This window comes from Prochlorococcus sp. MIT 0916, from assembly GCF_047305155.1.
In the GTDB taxonomy this organism is placed as follows: domain Bacteria; phylum Cyanobacteriota; class Cyanobacteriia; order PCC-6307; family Cyanobiaceae; genus Prochlorococcus_B.
On sequence record NZ_CP138980.1, the window covers coordinates 170,819 to 187,839 of the forward strand.

Sequence of the window (17,021 nt, forward strand, 5' to 3'; positions counted from 1 at the left end):
GCTTAAAGGGGGGCGATATCTTCTCAAAATAAAAACTTACGTACAAGTTATAATCCTAATTAATAGATCCTTTATAAAACAATAAACTTGACTGAGCAAAGACAAAATAAAAAGAATGCAAACTCTGAAGTAAGAACATTTTCAGTACCATTTGCTTTAAACAAAATCAAAGAAAATATTACTATTAATACAAATACTCCCACTAAGCCTTCTAAAGAAAAACTTATTAAGCAAGCACTTAAATTTCATTCACAAGGAAATATTTCAGAAGCAGAAAAATACTATAAAAGTTTTATCAATCACGGGTACAAAGACCACAGAGTTTTTTCTAATTATGGAATCTTATTACAAGCTGATGGGAAATTAAAAGAAGCAGAGCTTTTAACTCGAGAGGCAACCTTATTAAGACCAGATTTTGCAGATTCACACAACAATCTAGGAGGCATATTAAGAGATTTAGGTAAACTGAAAGAAGCAGAGTTGTCTATAAAAAGAGCAATTACACTAAAACCTAATCTATCAGAAGCCTATTATAATCTAAGTAACATATTAATAGGACTTAAGAAACCTAAAGAAGCAGAGATTGCAACTCGAAAAGCAATTGAAATTAAACCTAATTTTGCTGAAGCTTATAATAATCTAGGAATTATACTGAATTCTTTTGGAAACTTAAAAGATGCTGAAATAGCTCACCGTAAAGCAATTAAACACAAACCTAGTTACGCAGAAGCTTATTCTAATCTAGGAGGCATATTGAAAAATCTAAACAATCTAAAAGAAGCTGAATCATTAACTAGAAAAGCCATTAAATTAAAACCTAATTACGCCGATGCATATTATAATCTGGGATGCATATTGAGTGCAGCTGGTAAATTAAAGGAAGCAGAGATATGTCATCGGAAAGCGATTGAGATTAAACCTTCTTTCGTTGAAGCACATAATAATCTAGGAAATACATTGGGTGACCTTAACAAATTAGAAGAAGCACAAAAATCATATAAAAGATGTTTAGATTTAAAACCTAACGATAATCAATATCTATCAAATCTAATTCAGATTCTTTTAAAGTTTTGCGATTGGGATGAGATAGATAGTTATTCTCCTTTAATTAAACAAATTGGACTAGAAGGGAGAGCCATAAATCCGTTAGATTTAATGTATTTAGAAGATAATCCTGAAAAAAATTTAAAAAGAGCAATTAACTATAGCAAGAAAAAAGAAAGAGAAGAGTTACCTAATTTACATAAACGAAAAGGCAATGATAAAATTAAATTAGGCTATTTTTCTTCTGACTTCAGGAACCATCCTGTCTCTATTTCTCTTATAAGCATATTAGAATTACATAATAAATCTAAATTCAAAGTATATATTTATAGCCTATCTAAATCAAAAGATTACTACACTGAAAGGATCAAGGATACTGCCTTTTGTTTTCGAGAAATAACTGATCTTAGTGATATAGAAATAGTTAACCTAGTAAGGAATGATCAAATCGACATAGCAATCGACCTTAATGGTCATACTAAATTTAATAGATTATCGATTTTTTCATATCGCTTAGCTCCTTTTCAAATAAACTATTTAGGCTACCCTGGCACAATTGGTTCAAAATCATTTGACTATATTATTGCTGATAAAATATTAATACCAGAAGATAATAAGAAATTTTATACAGAGAAAGTCTTATATCTACAAAACACCTTACTTCCTCCTCTAAAAAATAAAAAATTGATATTAAAAAATAAATTTAGTAGAGAAGAATTAGGTCTGCCTGTAGATGCGTTTGTATTTACTTGTTTTAATAATATCCAAAAGATAACAAGGAGAGAGCTTAATATTTGGATAAGGTTATTAATGAAAATAGATAAAAGCGTTTTATGGCTAGCGAAACCACATGAGTCTGCAATAAATAATATTTTGACTGAAATGACAAAATATGGGATAGAGAAAGACAGGGTAATATTCGCTAAAAGAATGAATTTAGAAGACCATTCATGCAGGCATTGTTGTGGAGATTTATTTCTTGACACCTTCAATTATAATGCTGGAGCAACCGCAAATATTGCCTTGTCATTTGGACTACCAATTATAACTTTAGCAGGGAAAAGTTATAGTGCAAGAATGGCTGCTAGTATACTTTCTGCTTACGATCTGAATGAATTGATAACTGATAATGAATCATCTTATGAAAACCTTGCCTATGAACTTGCAATTAATAACAAAAAACTAAATGATATTCGTAAGAAGATCAGAAATAATTTTGATTGTTCATTTTTCGATGCTAATAAATATACCCAAGATTTAGAATTGATTTATACTAACATTTTAATAGAAGAAAATAATATAATTAGAAAATAGATTATGAATAAAAATATAGATATTGATATTTTACCAGTCAGAGAAAAGCACCTCACAGAAATTATCGATATTTTACAATGTATTTCTAAATATAAACCTTCAAACAATTCATTTTTTGAAATATGGGAAAACTTTTCTAGTCAACCAAATTACTTTGGATTAGTTGCTATTCATAAAGGCAAGGTAGTTGGATTCGGATCAATATTTTATTTAGTTAAAATCCGTGGTGGAAAAATGGGCCTGATTGAAGAATTAGCAACCCATAAAGACTATCAAAATCAAGGGATTGCAAGCTTACTTTTAAAAAATTTATGTAATTGTGCAATCAAAGAGCAATGTTATAAAGTAACTTTAACCTGTAAAGAAAATAATATCTCATTCTATGAAAATCGAACTTTTTCATTAGAAGGATTTTATCTAAATAAGCTTTTATAAGTTATATTTATGAATAAGATAAAAACTTATCTTCAAGATTCACTCTTATTCGAATCTAAAAAAAAGAATGATGAGCGTGGCTATTTATGGAAAAATGGAATAGAAAAGAATTTGGGCTTCCTGTATTTATTCAAGATAATCACTCTAAATCTTTTTAATGAGTCTTGAGAAGACTACATTACAAATTAGGGACTAAATCTCACGGTAAATTAGTAAGGTGCATACAATGAGCTTTATATGATGTGATTGTTGATCTCAGAGAAAATTTATTTAAAGAGAGGCCGTAATTAATGAAAATACGAGAAGATTTTCTCCCCGTTTTACGTCCAGTTGGAGGTGAAGAAGAAATTAAATCTATCGCAGAAACTATTCAAAGTGGATGGTGGGGCAAAGGTCCTAAGGTTGAAAAATTTGAAAAAGAATTTGCAGGTATGGTTGGAGCAAAATACGCAGTTGCAGTTACCAGTGCAAGTCATGGACAAGATTTAGTTTTAAAAGCAAAGGGAATTAACAATGTTGATATTATTAATCCTGCTATTTCATTTATGACAACAGCTGTTGTTCCTTTATGGAATAACTGTAGTTCAAATATAGTTGATGTTAGAGCACATGATCTTAATATATGTCCAGAAGATGTTCGTAGAAATTTAAAACCTAATACAAAAGCAATTATTGCCGTCAATCATGCCGGTGTCCCAGCTCCCATAAATGAAATTCGTGAATTCTATAGCGATTTCATTTTAGAAGATTGTGCACACAGTTGTTATACACCTGGTGCTGGTAAAAATGGAGATGTAGCAGTTTGGTCTTTCCAAGCAGTAAAGACCATGCCATGCGGCGATGGTGGAATGATAACAACTAATGATAAAGAGCTTTATGAGAAGCTTGTTCCAATGACTTGGTTAGGTATAACAAGTACCTATTCAAGATTAAATCGAGGAGATACTTTGACAGGCAAGCCTGGCTATTCCTGGGATTATGAAGTTGATCTGCTTGGTTATAAGTGTTACATGATTGATATCATTGCAGCAATTTGTCTTGAACAAATGAAGAAACTAGCTTCGAACCTTAAATGGAGAAGGTATATACAAAAAAGATATAATGAAGCACTATCAAGTTATCTACAGATCCCTCCTTGGAGTGAGACTTGTCAATTTTATTGTGCGAGAGTTCAACCTGAACACCGTGACAGTTTAATTGATTATCTTGCCACAAAAAAGATTCATACGAGTGTTCATTTTAAACCATTGTATTTACATAATATTGTCAGCAATATGAATAAAAGGAAATACCCTGTTATTGATAAAGAATGGAAGCGAATTATTAGCCTTCCTTGCCATACTGCTATGAAAGAAGAAGATATTGATTATGTGATTTATTGGGTTAAAAATTATTTTCAAAGGCTATAGCAGATAATAATAATAATAATAATAATAAAGAGTGAGCTTTATAATTTGAATTCAAAAGTAATATGAAAACCTTGCATATTCCTAAGGCAGCTAAAAAGAATTGCAATTGCTATAGATTTAACATCACTTCCATAGAAGTGCTCCCAATTAATCTCATTAAGTGGAAGAGTACAGTTCAAAACAAATGCAACTGATCAAGAGAAAATTAAAATCAAAAAATATAAATAGTAATCTCCTAACTGAAACCAAAAAATTAACTTAATCTTCGTTTTCCTCTCTCTCTAGATGTCTACGATTTATTTCATTCCAAAAACTAACTAAGGCCGCTTCTGAGAAAATTTCGCGGACCGCCCAATTAATTTCAACAGATCCATTTGTTTTACTTGATTTCAAGATGTCCTTTATTAAGTTTCCTTGTGAGTAAAATTTAATAGCTTTTTAAAGAGTTGTCTAAAAAATTTTATTCATTACAAAAATTTACTTAGCAAATAACCTTAAAACCAAACAAAAAATAGTCAAGATCATTTAATTTTCAACCTAAAAAGTTCCCCTCAGAGACATCGTTGTACATTATGATACTTTTCCACATTTTCATGTTTTCCTCATATTACAAAAAGTTTTGTCCGAGAATTTTAACAAGAACTTTTTAATGTATCAAGAGATACAAGGTCTTTGAGACCAACTGCTAGAGAAGCGTTTTAGGGCTCCAAGATTTTTTTGTAATTTATCCACTTATTCAATTGACATGATCCTTGTTGAGATTTTTTTTAAAATATGAATTTTGTGGAAAAGTGGAAAAACCTTCTTGAAGCATCAAAATCTTTTTGTATTTTTTAGATTTTAAAATGAAAAAATCAATTTTAACTATGGCTTTTAAGCTTAAAAGAAAAAAACAATTCCACCAAAGAAATACCTATTGCTAGTTGATCTATACTTTATAGCCAGGGCAAATTTCTTCTTCTTCCATTTCTTTAGTTAATAATTCTAATTTCTTTTTAAGAGCATCAATTGTTTTAAAGCCAGAATTTCCAATGCTTGCTTTTATAGAAACCCATTAAAAAAAACGTTTTATGTGATAATGTTTTTAACCAAATTAAATAATTGTTCAATAATTTAACTTAAGATTAAGTTTTGACACAAGTTGATTTATTTAACTAATCAACCATTTTTTTTATTTTTGACTATAAAAACACTAAAAAATAATTTAGATTCATAGTAATTGAATGCATAATAAATTCTTCATTAATTGGGAAAAAATAATACTCTTCAAATTATAAATAAAAAGGTGTAATTTATTAAAAGCATAAGGAGTATGGTTCCTTTATTGCAAATAAGAACCCATTTAATACTGCAGAAAATTTATTTATCTCGAAGATAAAAATAGAAAATTATTATTCAACTCTTGGGAAACAACAATAAAAGTTTTAATTAATTGAGAAATAGAGTTAAGTTTTTCTCCAAACAGCTGCTAGCTTTCCTTGAACATGTACTTGTTCCGCTTCAATTTCTATAGGTTCATAAGATGTATTAGCTGCTTCTAAACGAACTAAACTTCCATCACGAAAAAAATGTTTCAAAGTAGTTCCCAAGCCTGGGACCATTGCACTAACTATAGTTCCGTTTCTCAAACGAGAAGGATCATTCACCGGTTCCATTAAAACCATATCTCCGTCTGCAATAAAAGAATCAATCATTGAATCTCCATTTACAGTTAAAGCAAAAAGTCCTTTTAATTGAAGAACTGAATTCAGATCCAGAGTTTCCTGTATATCATCAAAAGTTTCAACCAACCCACCGGCAGCTATTGCTCCCAAAACAGGAACACCCGATATCCCCTCCTCTATTAATTGCAGCGTTCTTGCTTGACCTTCTTGCCATTTTATCCAACCTTTTTGCTGTAAATGCCTTAGTCGGCTTTGAATGGGTGCTGGAGATCTTAGGCCCATAGCTTCCATCATCTGCCTAATTGAGGGGCTGTGATGATGGTCACCAATAAAATCTACCAGCCAGTCATAGAGTTCTTGCTGGGCACTAGTCAGAGTTTCTTCCGGCATTAAGAATTTAAGTACATATGTCCTCCAATACATATGTACCTAAATTATCTCAATATCGCAACCCTATAGCCCCCCAAGCTGGACTGCAAGCAAGGCTTGCTGAACATGTAGTCTATTTTCAGCTTGGTTAAAGATTTGACTACTTTCGCTTTCTAAAGCCTCTTCTGTGATCTCCTCTCCTCTATGAGCAGGCAAGCAATGCAAAATAATTACTTCCTCATCTGCAAGCCCTATTAGATTTTTATCAACTTTATACTTTTCAAAAATTTCTTTCCTCTTTAAATGTTCTTCCTCTTGCCCCATAGAGGACCAAACATCTGTATAAATAACTTGAGCTTCCTTAACAGCCTTTGAAGGATCATTGCAAATAGAAATTATCGATCCATTTTCTGAGAGTGATTTCGCCTTCTCTACAATTTTTGAATCTGCTTCAAAACCATTTGGAGAACATATTTTCACATTAACTCCCAACATCGCTCCGCATATCATCAATGAATTAGCAACATTATTCCCATCTCCAATGTAAGCAAGGTTTATTCCTTCAAGCGTTCCGAAGTTTTCCTGAATTGTTAAGTAATCAGCAAGTGCCTGACAAGGATGTTCAAGATCAGTTAAAGCATTAATTACAGGAATAGTAGACCACTCTGCATATTCTTCTAATTCTTTCTGCGAAAATGTCCTTATTGCGAGGGCATCACAATAGCGACTCAAAACCCTTGCGGTGTCTTTAATGGGCTCACCCCTTCCCAGTTGAGTAACTTGGGGATTCAAATCAACAGTCTGACCTCCAAGTCTTGCCATTGCGACTTGAAAACTAACTCTTGTCCTAGTAGATGCTTTTTTGAATATCAAACCAAGGACTCTATTGCCAAGATCAATTCTTCTATTACCTATTTTTAGTTCTTTTGCTAATTCAAATAAAGATAAAATTTGAATACTATTTAAATCAGATGATGAAAGAAAGTTGTTGTTACTAAAAGAAGTTAAATTAGAAGCTAAGCCAAATGATGCTGAAGCCATAAAGAAGCCTCAAATATCCTTTATCATTGATAAAGGATATAAAAGTCAAGTCTTTTAGTTTAAAACTTTTTCAGGCATGACACTACTTGATAGCATCTCTTTAAGCTCATCTCCCTCTATGACTTCCTTTTCAAGGATCTTTTGAGAAATATCTTCTAGTAATGAAAGATTATTCTTAAGAATGTTTAAGGCATTTTCATGTGCATCATCGACCAAACTTCTTACTTCTTTATCAATCGCCTGAGCAGTTGCATCACTTAATTCTCTTCTTGGATTGTTGTTTCCACCAAGGAATTGACCACCTCCCTGCTTATCGTATGCTAGAGGTCCCAATATATCGCTCATACCGTAAGTTCCAACCATTTGCTCAGCTAAATCAGTAGCTCTTTGAAGATCATTTGATGCGCCGGTGGTAATTTTTCCAAAAATTATTTCTTCTGCAGACCTACCACCGAGAAGAGTAGCTATTTGGCCTTGAAGGTCCTCTTTTGAGTTTAAAAATCTTTCCTCGGTAGGAAGTTGGAGTGTATATCCTAAAGCACTCATTCCCCTTGGTACAATTGATATTTTTGCGACTTTGCTTCCTCCAGGCATTAAATGACCCACAATTGCGTGTCCCACCTCATGATAGGCAACAATTTTTTTCTCATCATCTTGTAAGACTCGGCTCTTTTTCTCTAGTCCAGCAACTACTCTTTCAATAGCTTCATTGAGATCTTTTTGTTCAACAGATGTTCTTTTGCCTCTGGCAGCTAAAAGAGCTGCTTCGTTAACCATGTTAGCAAGATCAGCTCCAGCAAATCCGCTGGTTGCTTGAGCAATGCGATCTAAATCTATTTCATTTGAAAGTTTTACCTTCTTTGTATATATTTCCAAGATAGTTTTTCTCCCGGATAGATCAGGTCTATCAACAAGTACTTGTCTATCAAATCTGCCTGGACGTAATAAGGCTGCATCTAATACTTCAGGTTGGTTAGTTGCAGCAAGAACAATAACTGGTTTATCTGTTGAAGCAAACCCATCCATTTCTGTGAGGAGCTGATTTAAAGTTTGCTCTCTTTCATCATTTCCCCCAACAACTCCCATTGAACCTGATCTGCTTTTGCCGATGGCGTCAAGTTCATCAATGAAAATGATACAAGGTGCTTTTTTCTTAGCTTGTTCAAATAAATCTCTAACTCTTGCTGCACCAGCGCCAACAAATAATTCTACAAATTCAGAACCGGAAATAATAAAGAAAGGTACTTCCGCTTCACCAGCTACTGCTTTTGATAAAAGAGTTTTACCTGTTCCTGGAGGGCCAACCAACAAAACTCCTTTAGGGATTCTCGCACCTATATCTGTATATCTTTGTGGCTTCTTAAGAAAATCGACAATTTCTGTTAACTCATCCTTCGCTTCATCAACCCCTGCAACATCTTCGAAAGTGACTTTTGATTCATCATCTGGAACGTAAACCTTTGCTTTACTTTTTGTGAAACTTAAAGCACCTTGAGCTCCTCCTCCACCCATGCTTCTTCTGGCGAAAAACTGAAGCACGAGAATAAAAATAAGAGGTGGGACAACCCAGCTAAGGATCGTCGTAAAAATATTTGGTTTCTTAGGTGGAGCAGCTGCAAACTCCACGCCTTTTTTCTCAAGTCTCTGGGGTAACTCCATATCAAAGATTGGAGTTGTTGCAAGCACTGATGGCGCTCCTTCTTCTGCAGTGGAAAGTTCGTATCTAATTTGATCTTGAGTTATATAAGCACGTTTAACTTCACCATCATCAACTTGATTTATGAAAAGGGAATATGGAACTCTTGGAACTTGAGTGTTTGAGCTTGGAAAAAAACTACTGAAAAGAAGGAGCGCTCCAAAACCTATGAGAACTAAATTAATTATTCCAAAACGTCTATTAGGTTGATTTTCGTCCTGTCGTATTGGCATTAGCAAAAACTAGATTACTACTAAGTTAAACTGTTTCATGCTAAATCGACTTCTTTAACTGGAGGGAGATCCGAACGAATATCTAATTTTTATAAATTAACCGACTAAATAAGTAGACTCCAACAAAGATCTTCTCCTTTTCGTTCCAAAAGAGAATGTTGCAATTTGTAGGTGGAGTCTATTGAATCAAATCCAAAACTGTTCAAGGGACTCATTGCAGACTTACCTCCTAAAAGTTTTGGTGCGATAAAAACTACTAATTCCTGAACACAATTAGCCTCAATTGCACTTGTAGCTAATTTAGGGCCGCATTCCCAAAGAATTTTATTACATCCTTTTTTCGCAAGTGAACTTAGTAATTCGGATGGATCATTCGAATTTAATCTCAATTTCTCTGGTCCATCTCGTAAATCAGAGAAGAACGCTTCATTCCCCTCTGGCCCATAAGCAATTATTGTTCTCGCAATTTTTGTATCCCAAAGTTTTGCAGCTTTAGGTAAATTCAGTGACCTTGAGAAAATGACTCTTAAAGGTTCAACATTGGATTTCCCCCTTGAAGTCAAAAGAGGATTATCGAAACGAACTGTTCCGCCTCCCACTATTACTGCATCACACTTAGATCTAATTTGATGAACCGAATTCCTCGCCGGAAAATCTGTAATCCACTTACTACAGCCATTGGGTAAGCCAATCCTTCCATCTAAGCTCATTGCCCATTTAAGAATTCCCCAAGGACGTCCATGACGAACTCGAAAACTAAATTCACGATTAATTGATTCACATTCTTTACTCAAAACCCCCTCGATAACTTCAAGTCCAGAATCTTTTAATCTTGAAATTCCATTACCTGAAACTCTGGGATCAGGGTCGACCATCCCAATCACAACTCTTTTTAAACCTGCTTTTATTATTGCTTCTGTGCAAGGAGGTGTTAAACCTTGATGACAACAGGGTTCTAAAGTCACAACAATTGTTCCATCAATAGACTTGTTCCCAGCCTGAGCAAGTGCTTCTATTTCGGCATGAGGGTTCCCTGCTCCCGTGTGAAATCCCTCTCCAACAAGGCTTCCACTCGAATCCAAAACAACAGATCCGACAAGAGGATTTGGGCTTGTCCTACCTTCTCCTAATAAAGCCAGTTGGATTGATCGTCTCATCCATGGCACCCATATTTTTTGATCCTCAGGTAAATTAATCATTTTATTTAGCTAATGATCTCCATTCACTTACTAAGTATGGAGGGATTGGCAAATCATTTATTAAGTCAGGCAAGCTTAGTCTTAGGGGTCTATTTTTATCCAACTCAGCAATCAAAGTACTTAGGTCAAATTCCGCCGCAGAGTCGTTCAAATTGCCAACTTTAATTTTACTGTTTTTTGTTATGTCTTTTAGATTCCAAGTCTTTATCCCTGAGTTAACTATCAAGTTAGTTGGATGATCAATCCTTAATGAGCCTGGATAACCCACAATTCTTAAAATTAAATTCTTTGACTCTTTGGAACTTGGATAGACAATAATCTGCCAAGTTTGGTAATCCAAGTCTTTGAGACTCTCTAAACTTCTTTTAATTTCTTTTTTCTGATCATTTAAAACAACTTTTGAATCTGCATGACTTTTATTTGCACTAGTAAGAAAACAACAACCAATCAAAAGACAAGAAATTATTAAACGAAATAAATTACGAAATCCTTCCCTCACTAATATCGTAATCTTCTGATTCAAGTAGTGCATCTAATGCTATTGCGGAGCGAACAAGTGACTGATATTTCTTAATGATACGTTGATTGCGTTCAACTATTTTGGAAGGATCAAATTTCTCTGAATAATTAATAGGATTTTCAAAGACTTGCACACCATCATCCATTAATTCTAAATCCCTTTGTTGCTTAATCAGAGCTATCAAAATTTCATGCAGTCGGGATCTTCTGGTTAAGTGTTCCTCTGATTCGTTTTTTTTAAGATTCACAAAACTTTCAAACTAACTATTGGAGTTTTAGTTGATTTTCATCGAAAAAATAGTAAAGCTATAAAAAATAAATCTTTCTAGATCCATTTATTTGAACCATGTCTGATGAGTCAAAGCAGATACATGTAATAGGAATTGATACTTCAAGTGTTGAAAGTTTGTTTGAAGCTAAAAAAAAACCAATCTTCAAAGCAAAAAGAATCACTGGTCCACAAAGAATTTTAGATTCATTCAAAACATGGTTAAAGGAAAAAAATATTAGGAATCATAAGTTTGAGTTTATTGCCACTGACAAACTAAATGACTTTATAGATCTATTAAAAAAAGATGAGAAAAAAACAATTGTGTTTTCCGGTGGTGATCCTCTTTGGTTTGGAATTGGTAGGTTATTAATTCAAAACTTTCCTTTATCAAAACTTTATTTTGAGCCTGCCGCCACCTCTTTTCAACTGGCTTTTTCCAAACTTGGAAAACCTTGGCAAGATACACAATGGATTAGTCTTCATGGAAGAGATCCGCTTCCATTTGAAAAAGCAATTAAAAAGCTTCCACCTTCACTTGTAGTTTTAACTGACTCAAATAGAGAGGGTGCTAAAGAGGTTTATAAATCACTTCATTCAATGGGGCTTGAGAGGAAATATGATTTTTGGACTTTCGAAAGGCTCGGATACCTAAACGAAAGAATTTTAAAGATTTCTTCTATTGGTGATTTCCCAAGTAATTTTGATCCATTGCATCTCGTTATTCTTTTTGAAAGAGAAGAGCCACTAAAATCATCAGAGGAATTGCCTTTATTTGGAATTCAGGATTCAGTTTTTCTTCAAAACTCAGACTGCCCTGGATTAATGACAAAAAAAGAGGTTAGAGTTCAAATACTTTCGGAGCTTAACCTACCAAAACAAGGTGTAATATGGGATATAGGTAGTGGTGTTGGGAGTATCGGTCTTGAAACATTAAGGATATGTCCAAGCTTAAAATTAGTATCCGTTGATAAAAGGATTGGGAGTAAGAATATTATCAAAGAAAATGCTAGAAGACTTGGTGTTAATCCATCTTTAATAATTGAAGATGAAGCATTAAATATATTGAAAGAAGATAAAATTACACATGATCTTTTACATCCAGATAGAGTTATTATAGGAGGCGGAGGGGCAAAATTAGATTTAATTATTGAAAAAGTATTGAAACTAATAAATAGTCCTTGTATAATAGTAATACCATTAATCTCATTAAAATCAATATCAAAATTAGAGTCAATTTTAAAGCCTAAAGCTCACAAATTATCTATAAGTCAACATCAATCATATAGAGGTGTAAGCATTGGAGAAGATATAAGATTATCTCCTTTAAATCCTGTTTTTATTTTGAAATGTGAAATTATATGATTTTTATGTTTTATCAGGTTTCGCAACGTGGGGTAAGCCCCAACCTAATTTATTTCTTAGAACTTGAAAGAACTCATGATCTGAAAGTCTAATGAACTTAACTGGATGATCACTTTTCCTAATCAAAACTCTATCCTCTGGCCAGACATAACAGCCCGCACTCCCATCTACTACCATCATTAATCTTTCAGGTGTGGCAGGAAAAACTGTTACTGGCTCTTCATTACTAAAGACAAGAGCTCTTGAAGCTAATGAATGAGGAGATACAGGGGTAAGCTGCAAAACGGGACAATCAGGAGTAATTACTGGTCCCCCAGCACTGAGTGAATAAGCAGTTGAGCCAGTAGGCGTAGACAGGATCACACCATCTGCAGAAATATCCACAGGCGCATGCCTACCAACAGAAATTTCAAAATGACACATACTTGTCATAGGTTCTCGATGCAATGCCATTTCATTAAGACAAAGAGCTTCCCATCTACATTGATCACCTCGCATAACACTTACTACTAGGCTTGTTCTCTCCTCAATAGTCCATTGCCTTACAACTAAATGTTTGAAAATTTTATTTATATCTGAAAGATACGCCTCAGCTAAAAAGCCTAAATGCCCTGTATTTACTGTGAGTATAGGGATACCCAATGGTGCAGTTTGTCTTGCTGCAGACAAGACAGTCCCATCACCTCCCAAAACAACGGCAAACAAAATTGAAGAATCAAAACCATCTGGAATACATGAGTTGTAGCCTTGTGAACTCATGTATTGATCAGGATTAGTAAAACCTAATAAACCGCCTGCACTACTAACTCTGACGACATCAAAACCAGAGTCTTCTAGTTTCTTTTGAAAAGTTTTTGCTGTTTTAACAGCAAGCTCTTTCCCGTCATTAACGATCAGTCCTACTCGGGGCACCGATCATGCTTCACAAACTATCAATCAATATTAGCAATTAAATGTCAATAATATTTATTTAATAAAATTAAAAGTAAATTCAAAAATATCTAATTTAAAATTGTTCTAAAAATCTGAGATCACTCGTGTATAACTTTCTAATGTCATCTACTCCATGACGAACCATACAAAATCTTTCCACTCCAAGGCCAGCCGCAAATCCACTATATTTTTCTGGATCAATCCCTAATTCTTCTAGGACAGCGGGATCTACCATCCCGCAACCCATAACTTCTAACCATTTACCTCGCCATTGAACATCAACTTCTGCTGATGGCTCAGTAAATGGGAAATAGCTAGCTCTGAATCGAATAGGAAGATCTCCAAAAAAAGCTTTTAAAAAAGCCATTACAGTTCCTCTTAAATGACTAAAGTCAAGCTTTTCATCAATTGCTAAGACCTCAATCTGGTGAAACACCGGCGAATGAGTAGCATCAACGGCATCTCTTCGGTAAACCCGACCTGGAGAGACAATTCTTACAGGAGGCTTTTTATTTTCAAGGCAACGAATCTGCACAGGCGAAGTATGAGTTCTTAAAAGATATTCACCTCCCAAATAAAAAGTATCTTGCATATCTCTTGCAGGATGGTCAGGCGGAATATTTAGTGCCTCAAAATTGTAGTAATCATTCTCTATCTCAGGTCCTTCAGAAACTTGGTATCCAAGACCTAGGAAAAGATCAATTATTTGCTCAGTAGTTGTTATTAGGGGGTGCCTATGTCCTTGAGAAATACCAGTTGGAGGAGCTGTAACATCTATAGTTTCTTTTATTAATATCTGATTTAAAGCCTGAGTTTTTATAATTTCAAGCTTTTCTTTTATTAATTTTTGCAATTGAGTTTTTAAAACGTTCGCTCTTTCACCAATTAAAGGTCTTTCCTCACTAGAAAGATTTTTCATCCCTCCCAATAGAAGTGAAAGTTTTCCTTTCTTACCAAGGAAACTCAACCTTAATTTCTCTATTGATTCAGAATTTTTAGCAGCAGCAATCTCTTTTGCAGCCTCGCTTTCTAGAATCTCAAGCTCATTAATGAGCTGCTTTAGGGATAATGTTGAACTCAATGAATTCCAATCTCGAGTCTTAGTTTAATTGGCAACCAGTCCCAGTTCTAAATCAAACAGCTAAAAAATGAAACCATTGAGAATTTTAATTAGTAATGATGATGGAGTTTTTGCAGAAGGGATAAGAACACTTGCCACATCCGCAGCTAGCAGAGGGCATAAAGTTACTGTTGTTTGTCCAGATCAAGAAAGGTCAGCAACCGGTCATGGATTAACCTTGCATTCGCCAATACGCGCTGAGAAAGCAGACAAATTATTTGGGAAAAGTATTAAAGCTTGGGGATGTAGTGGGACCCCTGCTGATTGCGTAAAACTTGCACTTAATGAACTTCTTGATCAAAAGCCAGACTTAATCCTTTCAGGAATTAATCATGGACCTAATCTTGGTACGGATATTTTTTGCTCTGGAACTGTTGCTGCTGCACTTGAGGGAACTTTGGATGGAATCCCATCCATTGCAGTAAGCATTGCAAGTTTTCAATGGAAAAATTTTAGTTTTGCTGGGAAACTTGCCTTAGATATTGCAGAGAAATCTATTCAACAAAGTTGGCCAAAGAACTTACTACTAAATTTAAACATTCCCCCTTGTGACGAAAAAGAAATGGGGAAATTGGTTTGGACAAGACTCTCAATAAGACAATACGAGGAGCAATTTATTCGTCGAATAGATCCAAGAGGAAACACCTATTTTTGGATGGCTGGGGAAGCAGTAAAAGATCTTCAATCAGCTGGAGAAGGGCCTAAAGGATGGCCAAGTGATGTCTCTCAAATAGCTTTGTGCTCTCCCTCTTTAACGCCAATTCAACCTGATCTTTTTTGGAGAGGAAATTTAGATAATTTACCAAAATTAATTTAAAAATTAGTTTTTCCGAAAAATCCTTTGCAACAACCACAAAGAAAAAATCAGACCAATTAAGTGGGCAAATAAAACTTGTGTATTACTCAAGACAGAGAGCATTTCCAAAGAAGTAATGGGATAATTTTCCATCGCTCTCATACCTGTACCAATAGAAATCCCAGGGGCTTGCATTGAAGCCTGAACGAACAAAGCACCTGCCAAAGATTGATATCCGACGGACGAAAAAACCAATCCGATTAAATCGACAATCAAGCCTCTCTTAAGTAATCGACTTGTTTCACCTCTACTTGGGCGCGCCTCGCTACCTAGAGCTCTACCAGTTTTCACTATCAACCAACCTTGCCAAAGGCTAAATAGCAATAAAATGAATGACAATGTCGTGAGAGACAAACCTGGTCCTAAGCCCAATGCTCTCTCTGAGTTTCTAGCTAAACTACTTCCAACATTGTTGAACAACAAAACACCCACTACTACTACACCCAAAATTGTTTGAATCCAAAACCGAAGCCAACCAATTCTTCTCATCCCTAGAGAAAGCAATTTAAAGTCGAGTTGATCTCCCATCACGATGAATAAGCCGATAAACCAAACTTGCCATCTAAGCACAAAAATTGCACGTTTATCTTGATTCCTCTCTATGCTCCTGAGAACGCAAAACTACCTACAGCGCTGGCTTTAGGTAGTTTTGATGGCCTTCACTTAGGTCATAAAAAAGTAATAAAAGCTATCATAGAAGAACCAATTGGGGTTCCAACAGTAGTCAGTTTCTGGCCTCACCCACGTGAGGTTCTCTTTGGAGAATCAAGATTAAGATTAGATTTACCAAATGAAAAAACATTCCTGCTCGAGCCACTAGGAATAGAACAATTAGTTTTAGTCCCGTTTAATAAAACTCTTGCTTCTAAAAGTGCTGAGACATTTGTAGAAGAAATTCTAGTAAAAACCCTTCATGCTAAACACATAGCAGTTGGAGAAAATTTTAGGTTTGGACGCAATAGAGAAGGTGACACTTCTACTTTAAAAAGGATAGGTGCATCTCTGGGTGTGAAAATTTCTATTATTCCTATCCTCGAAGATAATCAAGGTCGCCTTAGTAGTAGCAGAGTACGAAAAGCACTCAACAAGGGTGATTTAGAATATGCCAAATATCTATTAAAACGTCCATACACCTTTAGAGGAAAGGTTGAGAAAGGAAGAGGTTTAGGTAAAAAAATTGGATGGCCAACGGCAAATTTAAAAATAGATGGGAGAAAATTTCTTCCCTCATTGGGTGTTTATGCAGCCTGGGCTTCCATAGAAAACAAGAAAGAACGTTTCTCAGCGGTTATGAATATGGGACCTCAGCCTACGATTGATCCAAACTCCCTATCAGCAGTAGAAGTTCATCTTCTAGACAAAGAAATCAACCTATTAGGACATGAATTAATTATTGAACCTGTGCACAGAATTAGACCTCAAAAAAAGTTTGAGAACATTGAAGAACTGAGCAAACAGATCAGTTTAGATGCAAAATTGGCTAAAGAAATATTGACAAAACAACTATAAATTCAAGTAATTGTGGGATAAGCGTTAGACAACCCCCACACAACAAA

Annotated in this window: 16 protein-coding genes; 6 read left to right on the forward strand and 10 right to left on the reverse strand. The window is 34.7% G+C overall.

From position 1 onward, the window contains the following. The first annotated feature begins 87 nt into the window (after positions 1–87). The 3 genes from SIB53_RS00905 (at position 88) to SIB53_RS00915 (ending at position 4,202) form a co-directional block, all read left to right on the forward strand. Complete coding sequence (locus SIB53_RS00905) at positions 88–2,358, forward strand: tetratricopeptide repeat protein (RefSeq protein WP_413678366.1); 2,271 nt, start codon at positions 88–90, stop codon at positions 2,356–2,358. Between the two features lie 3 nt (positions 2,359–2,361). Next, a complete protein-coding gene (locus SIB53_RS00910) occupies positions 2,362–2,793 on the forward strand; it encodes a GNAT family N-acetyltransferase (protein ID WP_413678367.1) in 432 nt (143 codons plus the stop codon). 290 nt (positions 2,794–3,083) lie between these two features. Continuing rightward, positions 3,084–4,202 (forward strand): DegT/DnrJ/EryC1/StrS family aminotransferase, encoded by a 1,119-nt coding sequence (locus tag SIB53_RS00915; RefSeq protein WP_413678368.1) that lies wholly within the window; start codon positions 3,084–3,086, stop codon positions 4,200–4,202. Positions 4,203–4,460: 258 nt separating this feature from the next. On the opposite strand, the gene SIB53_RS00920 is transcribed toward SIB53_RS00915, so the two are convergent. The 7 genes from SIB53_RS00920 to SIB53_RS00950 form a co-directional block, all read right to left on the reverse strand. Further along, positions 4,461–4,595: a hypothetical protein gene (locus SIB53_RS00920; protein ID WP_413678369.1), complete on the reverse strand. Its 135-nt coding sequence runs from the start codon at positions 4,593–4,595 to the stop codon at positions 4,461–4,463. Between the two features lie 1,052 nt (positions 4,596–5,647). Beyond that, positions 5,648–6,256 carry a transcriptional repressor LexA gene (gene lexA / locus SIB53_RS00925; RefSeq protein WP_413678370.1) on the reverse strand — a complete coding sequence of 203 codons (609 nt, stop codon included), beginning with the start codon at positions 6,254–6,256 and terminating at the stop codon, positions 5,648–5,650. 63 nt (positions 6,257–6,319) lie between these two features. Beyond that, positions 6,320–7,276 carry an ornithine carbamoyltransferase gene (gene argF, locus SIB53_RS00930; RefSeq protein ID WP_413678371.1) on the reverse strand — a complete coding sequence of 319 codons (957 nt, stop codon included), beginning with the start codon at positions 7,274–7,276 and terminating at the stop codon, positions 6,320–6,322. 54 nt (positions 7,277–7,330) lie between these two features. Further along, positions 7,331–9,205: an ATP-dependent zinc metalloprotease FtsH gene (gene ftsH / locus SIB53_RS00935; RefSeq protein ID WP_413678372.1), complete on the reverse strand. Its 1,875-nt coding sequence runs from the start codon at positions 9,203–9,205 to the stop codon at positions 7,331–7,333. Positions 9,206–9,309: 104 nt separating this feature from the next. Further along, positions 9,310–10,404: a bifunctional diaminohydroxyphosphoribosylaminopyrimidine deaminase/5-amino-6-(5-phosphoribosylamino)uracil reductase RibD gene (gene ribD, locus SIB53_RS00940; protein ID WP_413678373.1), complete on the reverse strand. Its 1,095-nt coding sequence runs from the start codon at positions 10,402–10,404 to the stop codon at positions 9,310–9,312. A 1-nt stretch (position 10,405) separates the two neighbouring features. Continuing rightward, a complete protein-coding gene (locus SIB53_RS00945; protein WP_413678374.1) occupies positions 10,406–10,903 on the reverse strand; it encodes a DUF3122 domain-containing protein in 498 nt (165 codons plus the stop codon). Further along, positions 10,884–11,171, reverse strand: coding sequence for a hypothetical protein (locus SIB53_RS00950; RefSeq protein WP_413678375.1), 288 nt, complete (start codon positions 11,169–11,171; stop codon positions 10,884–10,886). Before SIB53_RS00950 ends, SIB53_RS00945 begins: the two co-directional genes overlap by 20 nt. Before the next feature lie 98 nt (positions 11,172–11,269). On the opposite strand from SIB53_RS00950, the gene cbiE reads away from it, so the two are divergent. Beyond that, complete coding sequence (cbiE, locus tag SIB53_RS00955) at positions 11,270–12,556, forward strand: precorrin-6y C5,15-methyltransferase (decarboxylating) subunit CbiE (RefSeq protein ID WP_413678376.1); 1,287 nt, start codon at positions 11,270–11,272, stop codon at positions 12,554–12,556. 3 nt (positions 12,557–12,559) lie between these two features. Here the strand turns inward: cbiE and SIB53_RS00960 are convergent, their stop codons facing one another. Then, positions 12,560–13,468, reverse strand: coding sequence for an NAD(+) kinase (locus SIB53_RS00960; protein WP_413678377.1), 909 nt, complete (start codon positions 13,466–13,468; stop codon positions 12,560–12,562). Positions 13,469–13,562: 94 nt separating this feature from the next. Beyond that, positions 13,563–14,570 (reverse strand): phenylalanine--tRNA ligase subunit alpha, encoded by a 1,008-nt coding sequence (pheS, locus tag SIB53_RS00965; RefSeq protein WP_413678378.1) that lies wholly within the window; start codon positions 14,568–14,570, stop codon positions 13,563–13,565. A 67-nt stretch (positions 14,571–14,637) separates the two neighbouring features. On the opposite strand from pheS, the gene surE reads away from it, so the two are divergent. After that, positions 14,638–15,426, forward strand: a complete 789-nt coding sequence (surE, locus tag SIB53_RS00970) for a 5'/3'-nucleotidase SurE (RefSeq protein WP_413678379.1) — start codon at positions 14,638–14,640, stop codon at positions 15,424–15,426. Between the two features lie 3 nt (positions 15,427–15,429). On the opposite strand, the gene SIB53_RS00975 is transcribed toward surE, so the two are convergent. After that, the gene (locus SIB53_RS00975) at positions 15,430–15,993 is read right to left on the reverse strand and encodes a DUF3611 family protein (protein WP_413679164.1); all 564 of its coding nucleotides are present in this window, start codon (positions 15,991–15,993) and stop codon (positions 15,430–15,432) included. A 27-nt stretch (positions 15,994–16,020) separates the two neighbouring features. On the opposite strand from SIB53_RS00975, the gene SIB53_RS00980 reads away from it, so the two are divergent. Continuing rightward, positions 16,021–16,974: a bifunctional riboflavin kinase/FAD synthetase gene (locus SIB53_RS00980; RefSeq protein ID WP_413678380.1), complete on the forward strand. Its 954-nt coding sequence runs from the start codon at positions 16,021–16,023 to the stop codon at positions 16,972–16,974. Positions 16,975–17,021 lie beyond the last annotated feature (47 nt).